This window comes from Sphingopyxis sp. A083, from assembly GCF_001468495.1.
Lineage (GTDB): Bacteria > Pseudomonadota > Alphaproteobacteria > Sphingomonadales > Sphingomonadaceae > Sphingopyxis > Sphingopyxis terrae.
In genome coordinates this window covers 54811-73060 of the sequence record NZ_LNSK01000006.1, presented here as the reverse complement: position 1 = coordinate 73060, position 18250 = coordinate 54811, and the positions used below count along the sequence as shown (strand labels likewise).

General features: G+C 66.1%; 17 protein-coding genes. 6 read left to right on the top strand and 11 right to left on the bottom strand.

From position 1 onward, the window contains the following. Positions 1 to 282 precede the first annotated feature (282 nt). Positions 283 to 531 (top strand): hypothetical protein, encoded by a 249-nt coding sequence (locus ATE59_RS12125; protein ID WP_058812614.1) that lies wholly within the window; start codon positions 283 to 285, stop codon positions 529 to 531. Here ATE59_RS12125 and ATE59_RS12120 read toward each other — a convergent pair. Next, entirely contained in the window at positions 515 to 1288 is a 774-nt protein-coding gene (locus tag ATE59_RS12120) for a CDP-alcohol phosphatidyltransferase family protein (RefSeq protein ID WP_003040168.1), read from the bottom strand. The two genes, ATE59_RS12125 and ATE59_RS12120, sit on opposite strands and share 17 nt — an antisense overlap. Continuing rightward, entirely contained in the window at positions 1288 to 2022 is a 735-nt protein-coding gene (locus ATE59_RS12115; protein ID WP_003040171.1) for a phosphatidylserine decarboxylase, read from the bottom strand. The genes ATE59_RS12120 and ATE59_RS12115 overlap by 1 nt, the downstream gene beginning before the upstream one ends. A 146-nt stretch (positions 2023 to 2168) precedes the next feature. Between ATE59_RS12115 and ATE59_RS12110 the strand changes: the two genes are divergently transcribed. Continuing rightward, positions 2169 to 3383, top strand: a complete 1215-nt coding sequence (locus ATE59_RS12110; protein ID WP_003040174.1) for an NADP-dependent isocitrate dehydrogenase — start codon at positions 2169 to 2171, stop codon at positions 3381 to 3383. Between the two features lie 78 nt (positions 3384 to 3461). Further along, positions 3462 to 5237, top strand: a complete 1776-nt coding sequence (locus ATE59_RS12105) for a cation:proton antiporter domain-containing protein (RefSeq protein ID WP_003040176.1) — start codon at positions 3462 to 3464, stop codon at positions 5235 to 5237. On the opposite strand, the gene ATE59_RS12100 is transcribed toward ATE59_RS12105, so the two are convergent. Further along, positions 5238 to 8180, bottom strand: a complete 2943-nt coding sequence (locus tag ATE59_RS12100) for a M16 family metallopeptidase (RefSeq protein ID WP_082657413.1) — start codon at positions 8178 to 8180, stop codon at positions 5238 to 5240. An 85-nt stretch (positions 8181 to 8265) separates the two neighbouring features. On the opposite strand from ATE59_RS12100, the gene ATE59_RS12095 reads away from it, so the two are divergent. Next, the gene (locus ATE59_RS12095; RefSeq protein ID WP_058812613.1) at positions 8266 to 9126 is read left to right on the top strand and encodes a carbon-nitrogen hydrolase family protein; all 861 of its coding nucleotides are present in this window, start codon (positions 8266 to 8268) and stop codon (positions 9124 to 9126) included. A 127-nt stretch (positions 9127 to 9253) separates the two neighbouring features. Here ATE59_RS12095 and ATE59_RS12090 read toward each other — a convergent pair whose 3' ends face one another. Both ATE59_RS12090 and ATE59_RS12085 read right to left on the bottom strand, forming a co-directional pair. Continuing rightward, positions 9254 to 9484: a hypothetical protein gene (locus tag ATE59_RS12090; protein ID WP_003040186.1), complete on the bottom strand. Its 231-nt coding sequence runs from the start codon at positions 9482 to 9484 to the stop codon at positions 9254 to 9256. Positions 9485 to 9662: 178 nt separating this feature from the next. Beyond that, positions 9663 to 10454 carry an NUDIX hydrolase gene (locus tag ATE59_RS12085; protein ID WP_058812612.1) on the bottom strand — a complete coding sequence of 264 codons (792 nt, stop codon included), beginning with the start codon at positions 10452 to 10454 and terminating at the stop codon, positions 9663 to 9665. A 92-nt stretch (positions 10455 to 10546) separates the two neighbouring features. Between ATE59_RS12085 and ATE59_RS12080 the strand changes: the two genes are divergently transcribed. After that, complete coding sequence (locus tag ATE59_RS12080) at positions 10547 to 11209, top strand: DUF4126 domain-containing protein (protein ID WP_082657412.1); 663 nt, start codon at positions 10547 to 10549, stop codon at positions 11207 to 11209. 3 nt (positions 11210 to 11212) lie between these two features. On the opposite strand, the gene ATE59_RS12075 is transcribed toward ATE59_RS12080, so the two are convergent. Further along, positions 11213 to 12436, bottom strand: coding sequence for an NAD(P)/FAD-dependent oxidoreductase (locus ATE59_RS12075; RefSeq protein ID WP_058812611.1), 1224 nt, complete (start codon positions 12434 to 12436; stop codon positions 11213 to 11215). Between the two features lie 132 nt (positions 12437 to 12568). Here ATE59_RS12075 and ATE59_RS12070 point away from each other — a divergent pair, with 132 nt between their 5' ends. After that, on the top strand, positions 12569 to 14380 hold the full coding sequence (locus ATE59_RS12070; RefSeq protein WP_058812610.1) for a diguanylate cyclase: 1812 nt from the start codon (positions 12569 to 12571) through the stop codon (positions 14378 to 14380). A 39-nt stretch (positions 14381 to 14419) separates the two neighbouring features. On the opposite strand, the gene ATE59_RS12065 is transcribed toward ATE59_RS12070, so the two are convergent. From ATE59_RS12065 to ATE59_RS12045, 5 genes are all read right to left on the bottom strand, one after another. Next, positions 14420 to 15046: an SCO family protein gene (locus tag ATE59_RS12065; RefSeq protein WP_058812609.1), complete on the bottom strand. Its 627-nt coding sequence runs from the start codon at positions 15044 to 15046 to the stop codon at positions 14420 to 14422. After that, on the bottom strand, positions 15033 to 15518 hold the full coding sequence (locus ATE59_RS12060) for a copper chaperone PCu(A)C (protein ID WP_058812608.1): 486 nt from the start codon (positions 15516 to 15518) through the stop codon (positions 15033 to 15035). Before ATE59_RS12060 ends, ATE59_RS12065 begins: the two co-directional genes overlap by 14 nt. A 170-nt stretch (positions 15519 to 15688) precedes the next feature. After that, a complete protein-coding gene (locus ATE59_RS12055) occupies positions 15689 to 16192 on the bottom strand; it encodes a DUF2244 domain-containing protein (protein ID WP_197409171.1) in 504 nt (167 codons plus the stop codon). A gap of 77 nt (positions 16193 to 16269) precedes the next feature. After that, the gene (locus tag ATE59_RS12050) at positions 16270 to 16680 is read right to left on the bottom strand and encodes a DUF2946 family protein (protein ID WP_058812606.1); all 411 of its coding nucleotides are present in this window, start codon (positions 16678 to 16680) and stop codon (positions 16270 to 16272) included. Between the two features lie 79 nt (positions 16681 to 16759). After that, positions 16760 to 18088: an MFS transporter gene (locus tag ATE59_RS12045; RefSeq protein WP_003040213.1), complete on the bottom strand. Its 1329-nt coding sequence runs from the start codon at positions 18086 to 18088 to the stop codon at positions 16760 to 16762. Positions 18089 to 18250 lie beyond the last annotated feature (162 nt).

The following is an 18250-nucleotide window of genomic DNA, read 5'->3' as shown; positions in this document are numbered from 1 at the left end:
CGAGCGATCCGCTAGGGAATCATCCCGGCACCGGTATGTGCGCCTTCCATGTGGAATGGGCGGGCCGTTAGACGGCTTGCCCGCGAAAAGCAAGGCCCAAGCGTCGATTAGCCGCCCTGCCCGCTCGGTGCGCCTTGCACCGCGCCCGACTCAACTCATCGACAAAACATAACGCTTCGTCGCATTGGCATTGAGAACAAATAGAGAACATGGAACGAAAAGGTCAGCAAAACCGTAGCTCCGGGCGAAGGTTTCGCACAGGGAAGCCGAAAGGACAAGAAAATGGTTCAGGTCGCCGCCGCTCTTCTCTTCGCAAGTGCCGCCGGACTGGGTGTGCTGGTGATTCTCGCCATGCTGCGCACCAATGGCGATGCGATCTTGTCGGCGCTTGCCGGCGAAGGCGCCTTCCCGCACGGCTCGTCCCCGCAGACCGGCCCGGCCGCGACCGTCGTGCCGCTACGCCGCCGCGACATGCCGCGCGGCGTTCGCACCCCGGTTCGCGTTCAACCTCTGATCAGCCGCGCCGCCTGACTTTCGCGTAGCTCGCAAGTCCGAAGGGCAGCAGCCCGACATAGAAGACGCAGATCGCAAGCAAGGTCGGCCACGGCGCGGTGACGAGCGCCGCGCCGAGCAGCCCCACCCCCGCCAGCGCGAACAGCCGCCACGACCGGCGCAGGCGGATCGACGACCAGCTGTAGGTCGGGATTGCCGAGATCATCAGCATCGCGACGCCGAGCGCCCACGGCATGACGACATACCATTCGCGGAACAGGTCGCTGCCGGTCGAAAGCCAGAGATAGACGGGAACAAAGGCAAGTCCCGCCCCCGCAGGCGCCGGAATGCCGGTGTTGAAGCCCGCCGACTTGTGCGGCTGGACATCGGCGTCCATCCGCGAATTGAACCGCGCCAGCCGCAGCGCGCAGCCGACCGCGAGCGCCAGCGCTGCGGTCCAGCCGAATTTCGGCGCGTCGTCCAGCGACCACAGAAACAGGATCATCGCCGGCGCGACGCCGAAGGCAATGACGTCGGAGAGGGAATCGAGTTCGGCGCCGAATTTGCTCTGCGCGCGCAGCAGGCGCGCGATGCGCCCGTCCATCCCGTCGAGCACCCCGGCGAAGATCACCGCCGCCAGCGCCTTTTCCCATTCCTCGCCGATCGCGAAACGCACGCCCGTCAGGCCGAAGCACAGGGCGAGCGCGGTAATCGCGTTGGGCGCAAAGGCACGCAGCGGAATGCCGCCGATACGGCGCGGGTCGACGCCCGTCCGCGGATCGCGATCGCCCGCCATTATTGCCCGATGCCGTCGATCGTGTCGCCCTTGCCGAGCCGGGCAACAATCGTTTCGCCGGCCAGCGTGCGCTGCCCCAGCAACACCTGCGGCGCCGTACCCTGCGGCAGATAGACATCGACACGGCTGCCGAAGCGGATCAGGCCGACGCGTTGGCCTGTCGCAAGCTCGGTTCCCATGCTGACGAAGGGCATGATGCGCCGCGCTACCAGCCCCGCAATCTGGGTGAAACCGATGCGCACCCCGTCGGCGCGTTCGACAACGAAATGCTGGCGCTCGTTTTCCTCGCTCGCCTTGTCGAGATCGGCGTTCACGAACTTGCCGGGGATATAAACCAGCTTGCGCAGCGTCCCGGCAACCGGGGTGCGATTGATATGGACGTCGAACACGCTCATGAAGATCGATACGCGCAGCATCGGCGCATCGCCCAGCCCGTCGGCCCCAGCGATTTCGGGCGGGGGCGGGACTTCGGCAATCTGGGTGACGAGCCCGTCGGCGGGTGCGATGACCAGGTCGGCACTGGTCGGCGTCACGCGCACCGGGTCGCGGAAAAAGGCGCCGACCCACGCGGTGATTCCGGCCATCAGCCAGCCGGCGATTTCCCAGCCGAGCAGCCAGAAACAGACGGTGACGATCGCCGCGATCAACAGGAATTTGCGGCCCTCGGGGTGAATCGACGGCCAGCGCCACTTGATGCCGCCGCCGGGGCGGTTGGAAGAGATGGTGGTGGACATGGCGATTGTTCTAGGGCGCGCATCGGGCACTGACAATCGCTTATCCCGCCCCGCCCGCTCGTGGGACGGCACCAGGGCGGTTGAACATTGCCCCGGCTTTGCCTAAGGCCCCCTGCAATTCGACTCCCCAAGGAAAAGGCAGCAGCATGGGCAAGATCAAGGTAGTCAACCCGGTCGTCGAACTCGACGGCGACGAAATGACGCGGATCATCTGGCAGTGGATTCGCGAACGGCTGATCCTGCCCTATCTCGACGTCGACCTGCATTATTACGACCTCGGCATCGAGGAGCGCGACCGCACCGACGACAAGATCACCGTCGAAGCCGCCAATGCGATCAAGAAATATGGCGTCGGCGTGAAGTGCGCGACGATCACCCCCGACGAAGCGCGCGTCGAGGAATTCGGCCTCAAGAAGATGTGGAAGTCGCCCAACGGCACGATCCGCAACATCCTGGGCGGCGTCGTGTTCCGCGAACCGATCGTCATCAAGAATGTCCCGCGCCTCGTCCCCGGCTGGACCGACCCCATCGTCGTCGGCCGTCACGCCTTCGGCGACCAGTATCGCGCCACCGACTATCGCGTCCCCGGCCCCGGCAAGCTGCGCCTGGTGTTCGAAGGCGAGGACGGCACGATCATCGACGAGGAAGTGTTCCAGTTCCCCTCGTCCGGCGTCGCGATGGCGATGTACAATCTCGACGATTCGATCCGCGATTTCGCGCGCGCCAGCATGAATTATGGCCTCGCGCGCGGCTGGCCCGTCTATCTGTCGACCAAGAACACGATCCTGAAGGCCTATGACGGCCGCTTCAAGGATCTGTTCGAGGAAGTCTATCAGAACGAATTCAAGGCCAAATTCGAAGCAGCCGGCATCATTTACGAGCATCGCCTGATCGACGACATGGTCGCCTCGGCCCTCAAATGGTCGGGCAAGTTCGTCTGGGCCTGCAAGAATTACGACGGCGACGTCCAGTCGGACACGGTGGCACAGGGCTTCGGCTCGCTCGGCCTGATGACCAGCGTGCTGATGACGCCCGACGGCCAGACCGTGGAATCCGAAGCCGCGCACGGCACCGTCACCCGCCACTACCGCATGCACCAGCAGGGCAAGGCGACCTCGACGAACCCGATCGCGTCGATCTTTGCCTGGACCGGCGGGCTCAAGCATCGCGGCAAGCTCGACGGCACGCCCGAGGTGACGAAGTTTGCAGAAGACCTTGAGCGTGTGTGCATCGAAACCGTCGAAAGCGGCAAGATGACCAAGGATCTCGCCCTGCTGATCGGTCCCGATCAGAACTGGCTGACCACCGAGGGCTTCTTCGAAGCGATCGTCGAAAATCTCGAAAAGAAGATGGGCGCCTGAGCCATCGGGCTTAAACAACCGAAAAGGTTGGGATAGGCATCTAGCCAATCGGGGCCGGCGTGCATAAGGTCGGCCCTTATGGTAAGTGAACAGGACACATCGGCTATCGGCAACGCGCTGGTGGTGCTGGGGGCGGCGGGAATCGTCATCCCGGCCTTTGCGCGCTTTCGCATCTCGCCGGTGATCGGGTTCATTCTCGTCGGGCTGCTCGTCGGGCCATCGGGGCTCGGCGCGCTCGCCGCCGATTATCCGTGGCTGCGGCACATCACCATCGCGTCAAGCGAAGACATCGCGCTGTTCGGCGAATTCGGCATCATCCTGTTGCTCTTTTCGATCGGGCTCGAACTGTCGTTCCGACGCCTGTGGCAGCTGCGCAAGCTGGTCTTCGGCATCGGGGCCGCCGAACTGTTGCTCGGCGGCGCGATACTCGGCACGGCGCTGTTCCTACTAGGCGATCATTCGACCGCCGCGGCCTATGGCCTCGGCATCGCCCTCGCCCTCTCATCGACGGCGCTGGTGCTGCCGATCGCGGGCACCAAATCGGCCGTCGGCCGCGCTTCCTTTGCGATGTTGCTGTTCGAGGATCTGGCGATCGTCCCGATCATCTTCGTTCTCGGCGCGCTGTCCCCCATCGCGGCGAGCGACAATACCGAGCTTATGCTGACGACGCTGTGGCAAGGCGCGCTGGTCGTGGCGATCCTCGCGGTCGCGGGCTGGTTCCTGCTGCCGCGCATCTTTGCGCAGGCCGCGCGCGCCAAGGATCCCGAGCTGTTTCTGGCGGCGAGCCTGCTGGTCGTGATCGTCGCGGCGCTGGCGACCGCCGCGGTCGGCCTGTCGCCGATCGTCGGCGCGCTGCTGGCCGGCCTGATGATCGCCGAGACCGAATATCATGGCGAAGTCGAAGCAATCACGGCGCCGTTCAAAGGCCTCGCGCTCGGCGTGTTCCTGATCAGCGTCGGCATGGGGCTCAACCTCAAGACGATCGCGGCGCAATGGCCCGAGCTGATCGCCGCCGTGGTCGGCGTGGTCCTGATCAAATCGATCGTGACCGCGGCGCTGCTGCGCTTTTCGGGCGCCGCGCGGCGCGGCACGGCGGCCGAGGTCGGATTGCTGATGGCCAGCCCGTCGGAAACGACGCTGATCGTTCTTGCAACGGCGCTGCAGGCGCAGCTCATCAGCCGCACCACCGCCGAATTCTGGCAGCTCGTCACCGCAATCGGCCTGACGATCACGCCGCTCCTCGCCCGCGTTGGCCACGATGTCGCGCGCCGGATCGAGATGCGCAGCGGCGACGCGCAGGAAGAAGAAACGCCCGAAGGCCGCACCGTCGTCGTCGGCTTCGGCCGCGTCGGGCGCACCGTCGCCGAATTGCTGCGCGAACATCAGCGACGCTATGTGGCGGTCGACGCCGATATCGACACCGTCGCGGCGGCGCGGCGCGACGGATTTTCGGTCCGCTTCGCCGATGTGGCGCGCCCGGGCAGCCTCGACCGGATGGGGATCGAAAATGCCGACGCGATCGTGCTGACGATGGACGATCCGGTGCAGCAATTGCGCATGACGCGCCAGCTTCGCCAGAAATATCCCGAGCTGCCGATCATCAGCCGCGCGCGCGACGCCGATCATGCCGCGGCGCTCTATCGGGCCGGCGCCACCGACGCAGTGCCCGAAACGCTCGAAAGCTCGCTGCAACTCGCCGAAGCGGTGCTGGTCGATCTGGGGGTTGCAATGGGGCCCGTCATCGCCTCGATCCACGATGTCCGGGCGCGCATGCGCCACGACATCATGACCAAGGGCGAGCTCGCCGACGAACCGCGCATCCGCAAGCTGCGCCGCCCCGAAGGCAGCGCCTGACTATTTCCCGCCGCCGATGGCTCCGGCATCGAGCGCCGCCGCCTGCGCCAGCGTCATTCCCTTCGGCAACACCGCCAGTGACCATTTCCGTCCCGGCACCAGATATTGCCGCGCCAGACGCTGAATATCGGCGGCGCTGATATTCGTCACATCGTCCTCGATCGCCATCGCCGCCTTGATATAGCGCGGATCGCGCGTCGCGCCCTCGAGCAGATACATCCAGTAAAGATTGCCAGTCGTCGCGCGCGCGACCTGTTCGCGGATCGGCCCGGCGTTGCGCGCGAGTTCGTCGGCGCTGACGGGCCGCGCGACGAGATCGGCGGCAATGTCGTCGGCGATGCTGTAGAGCCGGTTCACATCCTTTGGCGCCAGCAGACTGCCGACGAGCAGATAACCGCCGCTCTTTTCGAAACCCGTCGGCCAATGGCTGTCAACGACCGGGCCATAGCTTGCGCCCTGTTCGGCGCGCAGCCGGTCGAACAGGCGATCGTTGAAGATCGCAGCGAGCACATCCATCGCCCGCGCGTCGCGCATATTATCGATCCCGCCGCTCGTCGGCCAGGCGATCATCGCCGCCGCCTGCCCCTTGTCGCCGGTGTGATAGGCGACGAACGGCTTTGCATTATGCTGCGCGAAGGCAACGCTCTGTCCGCCCGGCGGTGCGAGCGGCTGGCGCGGCGCAAGCGCCCCGAAACTTTCCGCAAGCAACTGCTTATAATCGACCGATTCGAGATCGCCGAAAATCTGGACCTCGATCGGGCCGCTCTTCAGGCGCGGTTCCCAGAAAGCGCGAAAGGCGGCGGGAGTTAGCCCTTCAATCGCGGCGCGCGACGGGGGCGCCCAGCGCGTGTCGCCGCCCGCCAGCCAGCCGCGCAGATTGCGGTCGAGTACCGCGTTGGGCGTCGCGTCATTGAGGTCGAAACCGGTCAGCAGGCCAACGCGCAGCCGCTCGATCGGCGAGGCATCCCAGCGCGGCGCGGCGAGCTTTGTCGCCATGAGGCGCAGCTGATCGCGCAGATCGGCGGGGTTGCTCTCTGCGGTCATTTCAAAGGCGTCGTCGTCGATGTCGAAGCCCATCTGGATCTGGCGCCCGTTGGTCGCCTGATCGAGCTCGTTCTGGCCCCACGGACCGACACCGCTTGCCATCAGCGCATAATCGCCGGTCCACAGCAGATTGGGCGCATTCCCCGCGACGCTGCGATTGCCGCTGCCGAAGCGGACGTTGACGCGCACCTTGCCGGGTTCGACCTTGTTGTCGGCAACCAGCGCTGTCACGCCATTGGCGAATTCGAGACGCTGGACGCGCAGCCCGGGGAGCGGCGTTTCGGATGCGATCGTGCCGGGCTGCCCCAGCGCGGGAAGCTGGCTGAAATCGACCTTCGCCGCCGCGACGCGATCGTCGCGCGCGGTGACGGGCGCGGCAAGCGCAGCGAGCAACGCCTTGTCGCCGCCTTCGATCGGCGTCGGCGTCGTCAGCACGAGCCGCGTGACGGGCGCCGCGAAAATCGCCCGGCTGATGTCGAGCATCACCTGCGGCGTCGCCGACGCGCGGATCGCGGCGAACATATCGACCTGCCCCTTGGGGCTCGTCACCGTCTCGCCGATATCCACCGCGCGCACCATGTCATCGGCGAGGCGCGACCCCGGCTCGTTGGGCGCATTTTCGAGTTCCTTGCGCAGGAAAGCCTCGATCTCGTTCGCTTCGCGGTCGATATCGGCCTGCGACGGCGGCGTCTGGACGGCATCGGCGATAACCCCGCGCACGTCGGCGAGCGCGGCCTTCCAGTCGCCGAGCGGGACGATTTCGGCCGAGGTGACATCGGCGCTGCGGCTGACATAATCCTGGCTGACGGTGGCCACGAGGTAGCTGCCGCCGCTGCGCGCGCGATTTTCCAGCCGGCGATTGACGAGCGCCTGCGCGAGATATTCGAGGTAGAGGCGCCGGGTGTTTTCGACGGTATCGACGCGCTTTTTCCACGGCCGGATCATTGCGAGCGTCAGCGCGAGCGGCTGGTTCGCCTCGACGATTTCCTTCGCGACCGGTTGCGACGGATCGGGCTTGCCGAAATCGGGCTGCGCCGGATTCGCACCCGCTTCTTTCCAGTCGCCGAAATATTTGCCGATCAGCGCGGCGAACTGTGCGGGATCGCCATCGCCGACCATCACGACAACGGCGCGGTCGGGGCGATACCAGCGATCGTGAAACGCCTGAACGCTGTTGGCGTTAGCCGCACCGAGCGCCGCAGTGGTTCCGATCGGCGAGCGTTCGCCGAGCAACTGTCCTGCGAACAGATGCGCGCTCGTCGCATCGGCGATGCGCTTTTGCGGCCCGTCCTGTTCGCGCAGTTCGGACAGCACGACGCCGCGCTCGGCCGTCACCGCGGCATCGGTGATCCGCGGTTCGCGCACCATGCCCGACAGCAATTTCATGCTTTCGTCGAGCGTCGTCGATGTCACGCTGGGCAAGTCGAGTTGATAGACGGTCTGCGTCGGCGTCGTTTGCGCGTTCGAATCGCTGCCGAAGGTGACACCGAAACGCTGCCAGATGCGCTTCGTCTCACCATCGGGAATATGCAGCGAGCCGCGGAAGGTGAGATGTTCGAGCAGATGCGCAAAGCCGCGTTCGCTGTCCGTTTCGAACATCGACCCGACATCCATCCGCACCCGGATCGACACCTGTCCTGGCGGCACGCCGTTGTTGCGAACGGCGTAGCGCAAGCCATTGGGCAGCACCCCGAAGCGCCAGCCCTCATCGCGCGGAATATCGCTGCCTTCATAGAGCCAGTCGCTTGCTTGCCCCGCGAGCGTCGATGCGGCCGCCGGTGCCGGCGTCGTTTGCGCCGAAGCGAGCGGCGCGATCAGCAGCGCCAGCGCGCTGGCGCAGGCGGGAAGCAGGAAAAGGGAGAGCGATCGACGCGCAGTCGACGGGGGAGAGACGGACATTGCGGCTATTTATCGCTTTCGAACCTTGCTGGCCACTGAACTGTCACAGCTTGTCCTTCGCGAAGGAGGCGCCTAGCCAGAACCGATGCAACGCCCACCGCACGCCCCGGTTGCCGCCATCGTTCAAATGACGAGCGGAATCGATCCCGACGCCAATCTGCGAGTGATCGACCGCGCGCTGGCCGCGGCGGCCGCCGAAGGCGCCGCGATGGCCTTTTTCCCGGAGATGTCGCTGCTGCTCGACCGCGACCGGCAAAGATCGGCTGCGCATATCCGGCGCGAGGCCGACAGCCCGTGGCCCGCGGCGCTCGCGGACATGGCGCGGCGCCACCATATCTGGCTCCACAGCGGATCGATGCCCCTGCTCGCCGACGACGGCGGCCGCCGCGTCAACCGCAGCCATGTTATCGACGACAAGGGCGAGATTCGCGCGCGCTACGACAAGATCCACATGTTCGACGTGACCCTGCCGACGGGCGAGAACTGGACCGAGTCGGCCGCCTATGCGGGGGGCGAAACAATCGTCCTCGTCGATACGCCGCTCGGCCGGCTGGGACTTTCGATCTGTTACGACCTGCGCTTTCCCGAGCTCTATCGCGCCCTTGTGGATGGCGGCGCCGAACTGATCGCGATCCCCGCCGCCTTTACCGTGCCGACCGGCGAGGCGCATTGGCACCCGCTGCTCCGCGCCCGGGCAATCGAAACCGCCTGTCACATTCTTGCGGCGGCGCAAGCGGGAACGCATGCAGACGGGCGCGCGACCTTTGGCCACAGCCTCGCCGTCGATCCCTGGGGGACGGTGTTGATGGACGTGGACGCGCAACAATCCAGTGGCGCGGCGAGCTATGATATCGGCTTCGTGGCGATCGACGCCGAGGCGCGTAACCGGGCTCGCGCGGCCATCCCCCTCGCCCGATCGCGCGCGGTGCGGAATATAGAGCTTTAGGCTGGGGGCTTTAAGTCAGGCGCTGCCATCATGCAGCATCGCAGCATGTAGAATCGACGCATGTAGAATCACAAAGGGCCCCGAGCAAAGCCCGGAGCCCTTTGGTATCGGTTTGACCCGGAGCCTGTTACGGGCTGGTCGGGCTGTCTTCGTTGTTATCCGAAGCGATGATGATGCCGCCGATGATAGCCGCGAGAGCGACAACAGCGATGATCCAGCCGCTGCCTTCCAGCTTGCTTTCACCGTTGAGTTCCGAATTGGCGCGAGCCGAGTCGAACGACTGAGCCGACGCGGCGATCGGCGCCGCCAGCATCGAGGTCGCCGCGAGGGAGATCGCAGCCTTCTTAAGCAGGTTCATCTTATTCTCCGTCCACTGGATATATCGTCTCGATCCACACCGCGAAATGGCTTTCCCGCCATGGACCTGCCCGATCGGTTTAAGCGTAATTGCCATCGATTGCAATCATCAATTCCCTATTTCGGTACTAGTTAGCAAATTGCTAAATATTGCAAAAGTTGCGCAACTGGTCGCGATTCTAACCCCGCCTGACTTGCTCGAACGCTTCGCTGGTCACGGGGTAGCCCAAATGACCCGGAATGCACAGATGCGGGGTGCCCTCCCGCTCCTCTATCCACGGCGTTACCAGTTCGACCGGATAATTTTCCGCGTGGCGCGCGAAGCCCGCAAAACCTTCGGCCTGCGCGATTCGTTCGAGGTTGCGGCGGGTGGGGAAGATAACCGACACGTCGCCGCGATCGGCGAGCGCCAGCGTATCACGGGCGCTGGACCAGAATATGTGGCTATGCTCGGCTTCCTCGACCGTCAGTTCATGCCCGTGCGGCGGCGCCGCAACGGCATAGAAGCGCGTGTCGAAGGTTCGCGCTTCCTTGAAATTGGGGCACCAGCGCGCAAAGGGCACCAGCCCTCCGAGATGGATCGGCGCCCCATGCGCGGCCAATATGTCGGACAGCAACGTGCCGCCCAGAAGCGCGCGGCGAACATCGGCGAGGTCGGGTTCGGCAAGGTCGGGTAGCCCGACGCCAAGCCCCGTTTCCTCAAGCGTTTCGCGCAAGGCCGCGACCCGCGCCGCGCCTTCGGCCGGATCGTCGCCAAAGCCGTAGCGCTCCGCGACCAGATGATCGTCGGGATCGACGCGGCCGCCGGGAAAAACCACCGCCCCCGCCGCGAATGCCATGTTGCTCGCGCGTTTGACCATCAATATCTCGTCGGGACCATCGTTGCCGGAAGGCCGCATGATGACGAGCGTGGCGGCCGGGATAGCCCCGTCGGGCAGCTTGGGCGATTGCGGTGGCGCGGGATCGGTCATGGAAATTCGATAACTAGGCTTTGCGCGCTTGTCATCTGCCATTGCCGCCAGCGACGACGGCCCCATTGCCGCGGCATTCAAGAGGGTGCAAGATGCTGCATCTTGGCGCGGCCGGAGGCAAGGCAATGGGATTGGCCGAAATATTGGGGGTCGCGGGCAGCATCAGCCTGTTGTCGGGCTGGCGACTCTACCTCACGATCCTGGCGACCGGCATCGCGATGCATTTCGGCTGGCTGCCGCTGCCCGAACATTTGCAGGCGCTGCAGATATTGGCGAACCCCTGGGTCATGGGCGTCGCCGCGATCGGTACGATCGCCGAGTTTCTGGCCGACAAGATCGCGTGGGTCGACAGCATCTGGGACAGCGTCCACAGTATTGTCCGCCCGCTCGGCGGCGCGTTGCTGGCGCTCGCGCTCGTCGACAGCGCCGATCCGGCGTGGCAGGTGATCGCTTTCATCCTCGGCGGCGGCGGCGCGCTCATCAGTCACAGCGCCAAGGCAACGACCCGCGCGGTCGTCAACATCAGCCCCGAACCCTATAGCAATGCCGCGGTATCGACCGGCGAAGACGTCGCGACGACGGGACTTCTCGCGCTGGTAATCGCCTTTCCCGCGGTCGCCATCGTCATCGCCCTATTGCTGCTGATCGCCGCTGTCCTCGTCATCATTGCGCTGCGAAAATTGCTCCGCAGCGTCAGAGGCGGGCTCAAACGCGCGCTCGGCGACCCGGCAGACGCCCCGCCGCCCATCGTCTGATCGTCAGCCTGTCATCAGTTCCTTGAGGGGTGTGTCGGTATCGGCGAGCTGTTCGGGGGTTGCGGCGGTGCCGGCAGTGACGAGCATGCGGCCCTGGACATAGTCTTTGGTCGCATTGACGCAGTCGAGCGCGATGACCTTGCCGGCTTTCAGGTAGACGACCGAGAAGCTGCGGCTGGCGGGATCGCCGCGCAGCACCGCCCGGTCGTGGCCCGTCGACAGCCCGGCGGTCTGCAGCTTGAGGTCATATTGGTTCGACCAGAACCAGGGGATCGCATGATAGGGCGCTTCGGCGCCGCAGATGCCCTTTGCCACGACATTCGCCTGATCATTGGCATTCTGAACCGATTCGAGCCGGATCACCGCGCCTTCGGCAAAATCATTCGCATGCGCCGCGCAGTCGCCGATCGCATAGATGTCGGGCAGGCTCGTCCGGCACAGCGGATCGACCAGCACGCCGTTGCCGCCCTCGGCCCCCGCCGCGAGCAGCGGTTCGACCGCGGGGACGATACCGATGCCGACGATGACGAGATCGGCAGGAATGACCTCGCCGTCCGCCAGCCGCACGCCGGTGACATGCGTGTCGCCCTCGATCGCCGCGACCTGGGCGCCGAGCCGCAGGTCGACGCCATGATCGCGGTGCTCCTTCTCGAAGAAGCGCGACAGATCCGCGCCCGCGACCCGCGCAAGCACCCGGTCCAAGGCCTCCAGCAGCACGACCTTCTTGCCCGCCTTGGTCAGCACCGCCGCCGCCTCGAGCCCGATATAGCCGCCGCCGATCACCACGATCTGCTGCGCGGTCTCCGCCGCCGCCTTCATCGCGTCGGCATCGGCGCGCGTGCGCACCCCCTGCACCCCGGGCAGGCCGCCGCCGGGGATCGGCAGCATCCGCGGATGGCCGCCGGTTGCCCAGACGAGCTTGCCATAGCCGATGGTCTCGCCGTCGTCGGTCGTGACGCGGTGCGCCGCCGGATCGACGCTGACGACGCGGCGCCCGAGCAGCATCGTCACGTCGCGCTCGTCCCAATATCTGGCGGGGCGCAACTGAATGCGCTCGAATTCTTTCTCGCCCGCGAAATATTCCTTCGACAAGGGCGGCCGCTCATAGGGAAGCTCCGCCTCCTCCCCCACGATCGCAATGCTGCCGCTGAACTTCTGCGTCCGCAGCATGATCGCCGCCTGCGCACCCCCGTGGCCCCCGCCAACTATCAATACGTCGAAGTTCATGGTCCGCCCATCTCCCGGATAGCCGCTCGCGCTGCGGCCCCGTGACACGCACGGCGCGCCTGTGCAAGCGCGGGGTCACCCGATCATCGCATTAACATTTCACAATGGAAGCGATCCTATTAGGGGGGCAGCATGCGTTTGGCGACAATCACCAACTGGGCCTATGCCGCGACGGTCGTGCTGACGATCGCGTCGAGCACGACGATGCTGCTGGCCTCGAACGCGACCGACCGCGAACGGGCGGCGGTCGAGCAGCGATACCGGCTCGATCAGGCGACCGCGACGCTGGAGGAGGATGTCTTCCTGCTCAGCGACCGGGCGCGGCAATATGTGAACACCGGCGACCCGACCTATCTGGTTGGCTATCGTTCCGAAGAGGCGGCGCTCAAATCGATCGAGGAGCGTATCGCGCACGTCGGCGATGCCGGAGCATCGACCGGCGAGATCGAAGCGCTGGCCGATGCGGTGCGGCTGGCCGACCTGCTCCACGACGAACAGCGCGCGGCGGTCGCCGCGCACGAAGGCGGCGACGAAGCGAAAGCACGGCAATTGCTGTTCGGCGCCGAATATGAACGCCAGCTCGACCGCGCCGAACTCGAACTCAAGCGCTTTCGCGACCGGCTCGATGCGCGGGTCCAGTCGCAGGTCAATTCCGCGACCGAGGTGGCGCGGCTGTGGAAGGGCATTTCGGAGATCACGCTGGCGCTGACCGCGTTGCTGGTGCTGTGCGTGCTGTATTTCGTCTTCAAGCAGCGCGTGCTGCACCCGGTCGTCAAGCTGAGCGACGTCGTCAACCGGTTGGCGGCGCAGGACTTCGCCGCCGAGCCGCCCGCCTTCGACCAGGTCGACGAGATCGGCGACATGGCGCAGGCGATCCGCATCTTCCGCGAAAACGGGCTGGAACGGCAAAGACTGGAAAGCGAACGCGACGCCGATCGCGCGATGCGTGACCTGTTGTCGCGGATGACGCAGCGGCTGCAGGGCTGCGACACGATGGACGACCTGAAAGACGTCGTGCAACGCTTCGTCCCGGAAATCACGCCGGGGCTTGCCGGGCGCCTTTATCTGCTCGACCGCCAGCGCAACATGGTGGTCGAGGCGTGCGGGTGGCAGAACCCCGGCCATTCGCGCGCCGAATTTTCGGCGCTCGCCTGCTGGGCGCTGCGCCGCGGACTGCCGCACCGTCCCGCGGGCGACAATGTCGATGTGCCGTGCGACCATGTCGACCGCAGCGATGCCGCGGCGCCCGTCGACACGCTGTGCCTGCCGCTCACCGCGCAGCGCGAGACGCTGGGCCTCCTTTATTTCGAAGCGCCGGCGGGTAACCCCGGCGCGCTGTCCGGTCCCGAAATCTATCTCGACATGCTGGCGGAGAATATCGGGCTGGCGATCGCCAATCTGCAATTGCGCGAAACGCTGCGCGAAATGGCGCTCGCCGACCCGCTGACCGGTCTGTCGAACCGTCGCCAGCTCGACCAGCTGCTCGGTATCCAGATCGCGCAAGCCGAACGGCTGGGGCAGGATCTGGGCTGCCTGATGATCGATGTCGATCATTTCAAGCGCTTCAACGACGTCCACGGCCACGACGCGGGCGATATGGTGCTGCGCGAAGTCGGCAAGGTGCTGGCGGGCGTGACGCGCGATGCGGGCCTCGCCTTTCGCTATGGCGGCGAGGAGTTCATGCTGCTGCTCCCCGGCCTGTCGGTCGAGGGCGCGACCGAGCGCGCCGAGGAAATCCGCACCCGCGTCGCGGCGCTGGCGCTGGGATCGGAGGCCGGAAATATGGGGCCGGTTACGGTTTCGATCGGCGTTGCGATCACCCCCCTGCACTGCCCGCCCGACCGGCTGGTCCGCACCGCCGACGCCGCCTTGCTGCGTGCGAAAGCGATGGGCCGCGACCGGGCCGAGGTGGCGCAGCAGCGCGATTCCTTCGCCGCGGTCTGACGGGCCGCGCCGCCAGGACGCAGCCCGCCGATCGCAAGGTCAGGCAATGATGCGCTTAAGCTTTTCGAGCGCCGTCTTGTCATTCTCGTGATAGTCGATGGTGGTGACGAAGCGGCCGTCCTTGCCCATCAGATAGATGGCGGCGGTGTGATCGACCGTATAGTCGCCGCCCTCGATCGGCACCTTGCGGACATAGACGCCATATTCCTTCTGGATTTGGGCAAGCTGGGCATCGGTTCCGGTCGCCCCGGTGATCGGCGTCTTGAACAGCGCGACATAGCTGCCGATGTCGGCGGGCCGATCGTGCTGCGGATCGACCGAGACGAAGACGATGTCGAACTTCATCCCGTCGGGACCGAGCTGCTCGCGGAGCTGCGCCATGCGCGCGAGGCTGGTCGGGCAGACGTCGGGGCAGCGGGTGAAACCGAAGAAGATCGCGAAGGGCCGGCCCTTCAGCGTCCGGTCGGTGAGCGTCGAGCCATCGGCCGCGGTGAGCGTGAACGGGCCGCCGATCGCGGCGCCGGCGGAGGCGGCCGGCGCGCTCTTGCTGCCGTCTCCGCCACCAACCGCCAATATGACGCCGAAGACCGCGGCGACCGCGACGAGCACCCACAGGATGCGGCGAACGACGACCATCGGCGGGGTGCCACCCTCAATGTCCGCCATGACCGCCCTCCATCGGCGCGGTCGATGCGATCGGTTGCACCTTGAAGCGCACGGCGACCTTCCCCTGCCGCGCGAAGACCAGCGTCGCGGGGATCATGTCGCCCTGCTTGAACGGCTTTTTGAGACCCATGAACATGATGTGATAGCCGCCGGGCTTGAGTTCGAGCGTGCCACCCGCCGGGATGGCGAGGCCGCCGGTGACCTGGCGCATCCGCATCACCCCGTCCTCGACCTTCATCATGTGGATCTGGACGTCGGCGGCGGCGGGCGAAGTCGCCGAGAGGAGCCGGTCCTCGGTTTTACCCTTGTTCGTTATGGTCAGAAAGCCGCCGCCGGCCTTTTGCCCCGGCGCGGTTTCGCGCGACCAGGGGTGGCCGATGGCGAGCGCGCCGGCGGCGACGCCGTGCGCGAGCAGCGGCGGCGCGGCGACCAGCGCCGTTGCCGCGAACATGATGCGGATTGAAGATTTCATCGAACGATCTCCTGTTGAAAAAATATTGTCTGCGCGGGATGCGCGGCGGCCCAGTTTTGAGCGGCCGCCGATCCGACCTGCATCAGCAGGCACAAACCGACAGCCGCCCAGCAGCGGCGGCGAAACCGGCGCAAGGCGGCAATGCGGCGAGGCGGAGATGGGGCCATGTCCTACCTCATGTGGTTGCTTGCCGCGAGCGCACGGGCGAGGATCGGGGCGATCTCGCGCCGCTCGTCGAGGTTCAGACAATGCCCGACCTCGAAGCGCTGCATTCGGTGGTGGAATACGAGCCGGCAGTCGGTCGGCCCGCGCCGCTCCAGCTCGAAGCGAAGCCAATAGGACGGCAGGTCGATGGCCGCCCTGCTGCGCCCGCGCCAGAGGAACCGCCCATCCGACAGTTCGAGCCATTCCTCGGGCGGCGGATTGCGCTGGTGCCATTCGAGCGCCAGCACCAGCGCCGCCATGGTCGATAGCGCAAACAGCGGCACGAGCCAGCGCCCCTGCAGCGCGGGCAGGATCGCCATCGCCATGAACAGCAGGATCAGAACGGTAAAGGTCTCACGCCCGTGCTGCGTCAGGCGCGACCGGTTCTCGCGCATGCGCAGGCGGATGCCATCGGGCGCATCGAACGCGGACGCTTCATCGTCCGCATGCCGCCCCTCAGGACGGCGCATTATTTCGTACATGGACAATCTCCGGCAGGACCGCGCGATCAAAGCGCGCGGCTGTCCGACACAGCGGGTTCAGCGTGTCAGGCGTGCGCCGGAGGGCCGCGCAGCGGCGGGCGGAGACGGGAAAGACGGCGCAGCGGCGGCACCGGAAGCGGCGCGAAACCGAGCGCGAACAGAAACGCGATCGCCGCAAGCAAAAGCGCCGGATCGGCGGCGACGACGGCGCCATGCGCGAGCGCGGTAAAGGCGCATTCGCCCTTGCCGCCATGCTTGGCGGGCACATCTTCGCCGCCCTTTTCGAAGGGAATCACGATCTGCTGCGCGAGCGGCTGGCCGCCGGGATCGGAGCAGAGGATGACGTCGATCGTCCGCGATGCATCATGGCCGGGCATATAGCCCGCGGGAACCAGCGCTTTCGAAAGCAACGCCAGCGCGACCAGCCACATGGCCAGCCCGCGATGGCGTGCAATCCAGGCGCGTACCCCCGTCATTGGTCCCCTTTACGCCGGCGCGCGGTCCCTGTCACCGGCCGCGCGCGCCGCGGCGGCCGGACAAATTGTCTCAGGCCGATCAGCCGATGGTGCGCGCCAGTTCGCGGTTGAGCCACAGGGCGACAAGCGTGCCGACCGCGCCCGACAACAGATAGCCACCCGCGGCGATCAGGCCGAAGCTGCTCGACAGCCAGAGCGCGACCATCGGCGCGAAGCCCGCGCCGAACAGCCAGGCAAGGTCGGAGGTGAAGGCCGATCCGGTGTAGCGGTGCCGCGGAAGGAATTCGGACGAGAGCGCGCCCGACGACTGGCCGAACGACAGGCCGAGCAGCGCGAAGCCGAGGATCATGAACACCGCCTCACCCGCTTCGCCCGCGTCGAGGAGTTGCGGCGCGAAGCCGCTGAACGCGGCGATGGCGGCGGCGGTCGCGCCAAGCACGGTGCGGCGGCCGAAGCTGTCGGCGAGCCGGCCCGACGCGATGATCGCGAGCACGCCGACGAACGCCGCCACCGCTTCAATCATCAGGAAGCGCGCCGGCGTTTCCTCGGTAAACAGGAACACCCACGACAGCGGGAAAACCGTGACCATGTGGAAGAGCGCAAAGCTGGCGAGCGGCGCGAAGGCGCCGGTCAGGATGACTTTCCATTCCGACCGCACCGTTTCGGTGAGCGGCGCGGGTTCGAGCGACTTGTCCTCGAACAACGCGGCATATTCGGGCGTGACGACGATGCGCAGCCGGGCGAAGAGCGCGACGACATTGATCGCGAAGGCGACGAAGAAGGGATAGCGCCAGCCCCAGTCGAGGAAATCCTGCGCGGGCAGCGCCGAGATGAGGAACATGAAGAGCAGGCTGGCGACGATCAGGCCGAGCGGCGCGCCGAGCTGCGGGATCATCGCATACCAGCCCCGCTTGCCCGCGGGCGCATTGATCGCGAGCAGCGAGGCAAGCCCATCCCACGACCCGCCGAGCGCCACGCCCTGGCCCATGCGGAACAGCGCGAGGAGCAGCGCGGCGCCTATACCGATCGATTCATAGCCGGGCAGGAAGGCGATCGCCGCGGTCGATCCGCCGAGCAGGAACAGCGCGGTCGTCAGCTTTGCGCCGCGGCCATAGGCGCGGTCGATCGCGGTGAAGATCACCGTGCCGACGGGACGCGCGACGAAGGCGAGCGCGAAGATCGCGAAGGACCAGAGCGTCCCCTGCAGCGGATCGAGCTGCGGAAAAATCAGCTTCGGGAACACGAGCACCGATGCGATCGCATAGACGAAGAAGTCGAAAAATTCCGACGTGCGCCCGATGACCACGCCGATGGCGATCTCTCCCGGCGCGATCGGATGGCCGTCGTCGTGAAGCGCGCGGGCGTCCCGTTCGGCCTGGGTGGTGGTGGGCGCGGTATCGGCAGACATGGGTAGGCGGTCCTGCATCGGGCGCCGCCGCCGGCATGCGCGGCGGGCATGCACGGAGGGATGGCGCGAGTCGGGTTATAGGGCGCGGCGCCCCTTCATGAAAATGCCCCTGCGTCATTGATCGCGATCAAGGGATTGGACAAAATGTCCTATGTGCGGTGC